This is a genomic window from Clostridium sp. (assembly GCF_051656525.1).
In the GTDB taxonomy this organism is placed as follows: Bacteria; Bacillota; Clostridia; order Clostridiales; family Clostridiaceae; genus Clostridium.
The window spans coordinates 1-1617 of sequence record NZ_JBOGCC010000058.1 but is presented as its reverse complement, the minus strand read 5'-3'; the positions used below and the strand labels follow the sequence as shown (position 1 = coordinate 1617).

Here is a 1617-nt window from a genome sequence, read left to right as displayed (position 1 = left end):
GCTCAAGTTGGTAGAGCTGCGGTCAAAGTCCGTGTGTCGCAGGTTCGAACCCTGCCTTACATGCCAGCATCAGCACTGGCCACCACAACCAATCCGCGACGCAGTTCCTGATTACCCCTCTTCGTGAGGGGATTTTTTTTAGGTTAATCATGTTGACATTGATGGTTTGTGGAGTGATACTTGATACGTCAACAACATAAGGGGTGGCAATAATGGGATCTAAATGTCCTCGATGCGAAAATGAAGACCTATGGGAGGTGCTTGGTGGTTACGATACTGGGTCTAGTGGTGACGAAATAACGGGCCAAGACGTGGCGTTCAATGTTTACTTGTGTAGGTGTGGGTGCATGCAAATCGAAGATGTGTGGAGCAAGCCAGGAGTAACGTTTGTGTTCCAAGGTGAGATCATTCTACGAGAGGATAAGCAATAATGGACGAACAAGACCGCGCCGAGTTCCTGCGGCACTTACAGGATCAGGTGTTTATGGCAGATTGGCTTGAATTGATGGATGGTGAGTGATGGGTGGATACACTGAAGCGTTAGAGGCTGCTGGGTGCGAGGTTCTTGGGTATAAAGAGTATGGCAGCTATCAGGGCGATTGGATTGCAGTCGTTAAGGTGGATGGTGAGATCGGGGTAGTAGAAGGTTATTATGGTAGCTGCTCTGTCTGTGACGCATTTGAAAGTGAGTTTGGATACTCGGATGAAGATAATCCTGACTACAAGGATAGGCTGGCGGAATTCGGAAAGACATACCTTCCGGCTATGACTTTCGATTTCGTGATTGCTAAGTTTGAAAAGGATGCTGCGGAGCCTTGGAATGATGAGGCTCGCGAGATTGTAGAAGATCTTAAGGAATGGAAGGCGCAGCACTAAAATATAGCCCCTCAATGAGGGGCTTTTAGTTTTACACTACACCATACTTCACGCGGTTAACTGCAACACGGTACTGCTTACCGTCCGCCGGAGCTTCTGCGAACGACACAGTGATGGTGTTCACAGTGGTGGCCTTGACGGTTGGCTGAACCAGTTCATCATCGGTCAGGTCGCGCACACTCACGATGATATCTTTGGTGTCAGCGTTGTGGGTCAGCACGAAGTCAGTCTCCACACCGTCACCGTTAATCTGCAGCACTTTACCAACCGCATCACCGAAAGCAGCCAGAACAGTAGGGTCAAGCTTTGCGGCGGTAATTGAACCGTCTGCCACAGCGGTGTTGCTAATGTTGATGAAGTCGTTCGCGGTGCCGTCATCGCTGGTTGTATAGTCACGACGAACCCAGCGCTGCTGCCCAGCAGGTGCCGAAGCCAGAATCAAAAGCGTGCCTTCAGCCAGTCCGGTGCCGTTCGCTGCGATGTAGGCAGTCAATGACGATTCGCCAGACTCCACCACATTGTCGAACGACAGCGCGGCGATAGCAGCATCAACGTAGTTTTCGGTTGCGATATCGTTACCGTTCAGCTTGCCTTGACCGGTAATAAACGCGCCATTGAGTAACTTGGTCATATCATATCTCCATTGCTTTTCCGTTGCCGTAGCTGATACTTAATCTGCCATCGACGTATCTGAGAACCGCGCCGTCACTACCATCGGGGTTCTCGAAAACAAGACTCTCC

2 protein-coding genes are annotated in these 1617 nt (G+C 50.3%); one reads left to right on the top strand and one right to left on the bottom strand.

The window, feature by feature from the left end; all coding sequences use genetic code 11:
• Positions 1-519: 519 nt before the first annotated feature.
• Positions 520-876, top strand: coding sequence for a hypothetical protein (locus ACRDDY_RS02115; RefSeq protein WP_438563321.1), 357 nt, complete (start codon positions 520-522; stop codon positions 874-876).
• A 31-nt stretch (positions 877-907) separates the two neighbouring features.
• On the opposite strand, the gene ACRDDY_RS02110 is transcribed toward ACRDDY_RS02115, so the two are convergent.
• Positions 908-1507, bottom strand: coding sequence for a hypothetical protein (locus tag ACRDDY_RS02110; RefSeq protein ID WP_438563320.1), 600 nt, complete (start codon positions 1505-1507; stop codon positions 908-910).
• Between the last annotated feature and the right edge of the window lie 110 nt (positions 1508-1617).